Genomic DNA, 5,496 nt, shown 5'->3' on the forward strand with positions numbered 1-5,496 from the left:
AGATCAGGAGCTTTGCCGCCTCTATGTCTTTATACATGTCTGCGAGCTTGAAGGCTATGGCCTGGTGCTCGATTAAGGGTTTTCCGAAGGCCTTCCTTTCCCTCGCGTACTCCAGCGCTCTCTCGTATGCTCCTATTGCCATGCCGAGGTTTATCGCTCCAACGCTGATTCTGCTTTCGTTGAAAAACCTCATGAGCTGGCGAAATCCATGATTTTCCCTGCCGACCAGGTTCCTCACGGGGACGAACATGTCTCTGAAGCTCAGCTCTGCAGTATCGTGGCAGCTGAGACCCATCTTCTCGATCTTCTTAGCTGAATAACCATCCCACGACGTCTCCACGACGAATGCCGAGATACCCCTATATCCTGCACCTCCCGTTCTCGCAAGGAGAATTATCCAGTCGGAGATGCTGCCGTTGGTTATGAACACCTTCGAGCCATTCACGATCCACCCGTCTGCAACTCTTTCTGCCCTCGTCTTTATGCTCGCAGCGTCACTGCCCGCGTCCGGCTCCGTTATTGCTATGCCTGAAGTGGTCTCCCCCTTCGGCACCCTCGCCATGTACCGCTCCTTCTGCTCTTCCGTGCCGAAGTACTTGAGCATCGGGCAGCCGAGGGTCGCGGAAGCTATGGCGCTGCCGACGTTGCTGTCAGCTCTCGTGAGCTCCATTGCGACTATCACTGAAGACGTGAAGTCCAGTCCAGCACCGCTGTACTCTTCCGGCAGGTCTGTTCCAACGAAACCGAGCTTTGCAGCCTTTCTGAACAGCTCAAACGGGAACTGTCCCTTCGCATCGTAGTCACGGCCGTAGGGCATTATCTCCTTCTCCGCGAACTCCCTGACCGCCTGCTGTACCATCCTGTGGTCCTCGCTGAGCTCGAGGTTCATCACTCGCCCCTCCAGACGGGTTTCCTCCTCCCCAGAAAGGCGTCCATTCCCTCTCTGAAGTCCGACGTGCCCGAGAGAATTATTAGCTCCTCAACAGCACCCTCGAGTGCACTTCTGAAAGCGTTTAAAACGCTCTTTTTGGCCTTTTTAACCGCCTGAACTGACATGGGTGCGAGTTCCGAGATTCTCTCCGCGATTTCTATGCCAGCGATCTCCAGCTGGTCATCGTCAACCGCGAGGTCCGCAATACCCATATCGACAGCTTCATCCGCCTGGATCTCCTCCGCAGTCAGGCAGTACCTGAGGACTCGCCTGTTCAGCATGAACCCAACGGTCGAGGCTATCGGTGGAAACGCACCTATCAGTCCTTCGGGAACAGAGAAGGTCGCGCTTCTGCTGGCGATTACTATGTCCATCAGCAGGTTGAGCTCCATTCCCCCGCCGTAGGCGTAACCGTTGACCAGAGAAATGAGGGGTTTGCTGTATTCCGTCATCAGGTATATCAGAGGTCCAGCAACGTTCTCAAAGAAGTGCTTCCCATCGCTCACAGAACTCCACGACCTCATCACCGCTATGTCGTCTCCGGCAGAGAACGCCCTGCCCTCTCCGGTTATCAGCACCGCCCTAACATCACCATCCCTCTCAGCCTCGAGCAACGCCTTCCTTATTCCAGTCCACATCTCTTCGTTGAGGGCGTTGAGCCTCTCCGCCCTCCTCAGCGTGATTACCGCGTAACTGCCCCTCTTCTCGTAGCTTACGGGACCAAAACTCTTCCTCTCGTGCTTCCATCTGAAAAAGCCCTCACCGCTCTTCTTTCCCAGTTTTCCAGAATCCACCATGTCCTTCAACATCGGATCAGGATCGATGCCGAGTTTTTCCAGCACTTCAGCAACCCTGTCGAGTCCGTAGGTGTCAGCAAGCTCCAGAACACCCTTTCTGTATCCCATGCCCAGCTTCATTGCCTTCTCGACATCCCCTGCACTTGCGACTCCGTTCCTCACAATCCAGCACGCCTCGTTTACCGCTGGAGCGAGAATTAAAAGGGGGTTCACGTCATAGGACTTCTTTTTCGGTATCCTTGCCCTGCCGTAAAGCCCCTCGTACGTGTAGAACCCCCTTCCGGTTTTCATGCCGAGCCTGCCCTCTCTGACCATCTCCTCGAGGATCGGGCTCAGCTCCACGTCAAAGCCCCTTGCCGACATCTCCCTGATCACGTTGTAGAGCACGTCTATCCCGCTGAAGTCCATCACCTCGAACAGTCCCATTGGCATGCCTATTCTGTACTTCGCACACGCATCCACCTCTTCCGCAGAATGTCCCATCTCCAGCAGCTTTATTGCCTGCCCGAAAACCCTCAGGTTTATCCTGTTGACAACAAATCCGGGCACATCCCTCGCAGTTATGTAGTCCATACCAAGTGATTTTACGAACTCCTTTGCGAATTCCACCACCTCATCGGACGTTTTCTCCGCCACGACGATCTCAACGAGCCGTATGAGTGTTGGCGGGTTGAAGAAGTGCAGCCCCAGAACTCTTTCAGGCCGAGAGGTTGCGGAGGCGATCTCAGCTATCGGAATTGTGGACGTGTTTGTTGCAAGAACGACATCGTCCCCGCAGTTCTCGTCAAGAGTTTTGAACACCTCTCTCTTGACCTCAGTTTTCTCGACTACAGCCTCTATGACGAGGTCTGCGCTCGAGGCAGAGGAGGGCAAATCTGTCGAAGTGAAGATTCTCGAGAGAATGTCATCCTTTTTCACACCCTTCTTCTTTTCGAGTTTCGACAGGCTCCACGCTATTCTCTCAACGGCCTTTTTCAGTACTTCCTCACTCACGTCAACGAGCGTGACGCTGTAGCCTGCAAGAGCGCAGAGTTCGGCTATGCCGTGTCCCATCGTGCCAGCACCGACGACCAGCACGTTTCTGACATCCCTCATGTTTAGTGATTAACATCTCCACCTATTTAACGATTGCGTGTATCTCGAAATATTTTTAAAAAAAAGTTCGTATACAATGCATCTTAATGGATGAAAACTTCCAGAAACACGAATTAAGCGACCCGGTGAACAGGCGAATAATCGAGGGTATAATTAACGGTCAGACACTCGAAGAAATCGCTGACAGCCTTGGAATTGCGGTTAGGACGGTTCAGAACAGGATGAGGGTACTCGAGAGCAGAGAGTACATAAGGGAGGTCAAGAAGGGAGTCTGGCAGGTCGACTACCAGAAGATAGGGCTCGACACGATTGGCGTGGTTCTGATATCCATGAAGAACGACAGAGGGGGAATGAGGAAGCTTGTGGACCACCTCAAGAAGCTCGACTACGTTGAGAACGTGTTCGAGATAGTCGGTAGTGAGTATGACCTCTGCATAATCGTCAGATTCTCCGGGCTCGAAGAGGCGATGGACGAGAACGACAGATTCATCTCCTGGCTCAACAGGAACGGCATAAGGGTGGACGAGTTCAAGGCGTTCATAAGCGGCAGAACTCACAAAGACCACAGGAGGACGAAACTTTAAATCAGTGCATCCCCTCACACCCCGGCGACCTCACCTCGACGTGTCTCTCCAAAGCAGGTTGAACAGGTGGACGTGCGGTTGCACAATCCCTTCATTTTCTGTGTAAAGGCCGTACGGGATACCTTCGTCGTCAAAATAGACCATCAGCAGTTTCGAGTCATCCACTATGAGCGTGTAGTTGGTGAACGTGTCCACGTCTCTGACCTCCCCGCCGAGAATCGTTATCTCTTCCCTGCAAACCTGTTCAAACGTTCCGAGTGCGTAGATTTTCACACCAGCCTGGAGGTACCTTTTCAGAATTTCCCGGCACTTCAGTGTGAAGAGCGGGCGCTCACCAGCGAAATTCCGGACGATCTGCACACTCGACAAACCAGCTAAAATAAAAAACAATGGACCAGAAAAGTGAAGAGTGGAAATAGCGGATCAGATAATGGAATCACGGCTTTCGCTCGAAGTGATCGATTATCTCGTCCACGAGCTCGTAGGAGCTCCTGACCTTGCTCGCATCTCCAAAGTACGTGAGATTCCAGACAACTATGTGCTCAACGCCCAGCCTCGCATACGCGTCGAAGGTTTCCACTATCTGCTCTGGTGTCCCGCACACAAAAGCGAGTCTGACGATTTCATCTGGAATCCCACTCACCGCCTCCAGAATTTCCTCCTTCGAGAACCTGGTTGGAATGTATTCGAGCAACCCGTAATACTTTCCGAACGGATGTCTGTAACCGTACTTCTCGTAAACTCTGTGATGCAGGAGGAGTGCGTGTATTTTCAGTATGGGGGCCTGAAGGAGCCTTTCAACCTCCTCTTCACTCTCGTCAACAACCACACTTGCGAAAAGGGCCTTCGTTATTTCATCAGGGTCCCTGCCCTCAGTTTTTGCATACCTTTCAAGCTTTTCCACCCTTTCAGCATACTCCTCCACGGTCGTGGATACCGGCAACCATCCGTCCGCATACTTTGCAGTAAGCCTCAGCATCCTCTCGCCGTGTGCACCGATCCACACAGGGATCTCACCGACGGGTTTGAGGTCAAACAGGGCATCCTCGAACCTGTAAAACCTGCCCTTGAAGTTGATTTTCTCACCGTAGTCGCTTTCCAGCATGATTCTGATGAGCTGAAGAGCTTCTTCGAGTCTTGCAACCTGATGCCTGAATTCTATGCCATACGGCACGGTGTTTTCGGCCTCTCCGGCACCAATGCCCAGAATGAACCTGCCATTGGTCGCGTGGTCTGCGGTAACGGCCTGCTGAAGAAGGACTGCTGGATGCCTGCGGAAAACCTCGGTTACACTCACTCCAAATCTAATTTTCTCTGCATAAGGTGCAACGTAGCATATCTCGCAGAACGGGTCAAAGAACATGTGGCACGAAGGATACCGCATGGCAAACGGAGTCTCTTTCCACACATCGTGAGGATACCAGCCCATCAGGTGGTCTGGAAACCATATGGAAGCATAACCCTTCTCTTCAAGACGCTTGGCCGTTATTCTTGCCTCTCCTATCGGAGGAAACGTTGGAGCAACAGTTCCGAACTCCATTTGATCACCCCGGTAGAAAGTAATTTGCGGTTAATCATTATTAAATAATGTGCTCGACAGGATGCCGCTTTTCGAAAACCGGGAGTACACCCACGGTGGCTTTGCCGAATCCAAACAAGCTGACCGGAAGGGCCAAAATTTTAAACAGATTTCTCAGCGTTCACGCTCTCCCGCCACTTCAGAGAGAATGCAGAAGTTGTTTACCAGTATTAGAGCTCCCCCGTATCTCAAGCCCCTGGTTTGCGTTTCTGTCCCAGAACCCCATTCGCCAAGCTGTATGTCCTTCCCGTTTACGGGTCTTTCAAGGCACTCACGAAGCTTCTTGCTGAAAGATAGCTGAGAATCGCTGAGAGAAGTACGACCACCACCTCAGGAAAGATCATTCCGGGTGTGTTTTCTGAGTTTATATCAGCCGTAACTGCGGTGTTTCTCATAACAGTCCTTTAAAACCCAATCCTCTGAAGAAAGGTCAGAAAAAAGCTCAGAATGACCATCTGGTTTTCTAAGGAGAACTACGAATTCCTGAAGGAAAACTACGATGGAAGGATT

At 51.9% G+C, this 5,496-nt stretch carries 5 protein-coding genes; 1 reads left to right on the forward strand and 4 read right to left on the reverse strand.

The genetic code is table 11. The annotated features are described in order from the left end of the window. Both ACXJJC_RS07360 and ACXJJC_RS07365 read right to left on the reverse strand, forming a co-directional pair. Positions 1–889 (reverse strand): acyl-CoA dehydrogenase family protein (locus ACXJJC_RS07360; RefSeq protein ID WP_456370620.1); only part of this gene is annotated, 889 nt, incomplete at its 3' end. Then, positions 889–2,823 carry a 3-hydroxyacyl-CoA dehydrogenase/enoyl-CoA hydratase family protein gene (locus ACXJJC_RS07365; protein WP_456370622.1) on the reverse strand — a complete coding sequence of 645 codons (1,935 nt, stop codon included), beginning with the start codon at positions 2,821–2,823 and terminating at the stop codon, positions 889–891. The genes ACXJJC_RS07360 and ACXJJC_RS07365, both read right to left, overlap by 1 nt. Positions 2,824–2,909: 86 nt before the next feature. On the opposite strand from ACXJJC_RS07365, the gene ACXJJC_RS07370 reads away from it, so the two are divergent. Then, positions 2,910–3,407, forward strand: a complete 498-nt coding sequence (locus ACXJJC_RS07370) for a transcriptional regulator (protein WP_456370624.1) — start codon at positions 2,910–2,912, stop codon at positions 3,405–3,407. Positions 3,408–3,437: 30 nt separating this feature from the next. On the opposite strand, the gene ACXJJC_RS07375 is transcribed toward ACXJJC_RS07370, so the two are convergent. Both ACXJJC_RS07375 and ACXJJC_RS07380 read right to left on the reverse strand, forming a co-directional pair. After that, the gene (locus tag ACXJJC_RS07375; RefSeq protein ID WP_456370625.1) at positions 3,438–3,680 is read right to left on the reverse strand and encodes a hypothetical protein; all 243 of its coding nucleotides are present in this window, start codon (positions 3,678–3,680) and stop codon (positions 3,438–3,440) included. A gap of 163 nt (positions 3,681–3,843) precedes the next feature. Then, complete coding sequence (locus ACXJJC_RS07380; RefSeq protein ID WP_456370627.1) at positions 3,844–4,947, reverse strand: LLM class flavin-dependent oxidoreductase; 1,104 nt, start codon at positions 4,945–4,947, stop codon at positions 3,844–3,846. Positions 4,948–5,496: the final 549 nt, after the last annotated feature.

The sequence above is a fragment of the Geoglobus sp. genome (genome assembly GCF_054018175.1).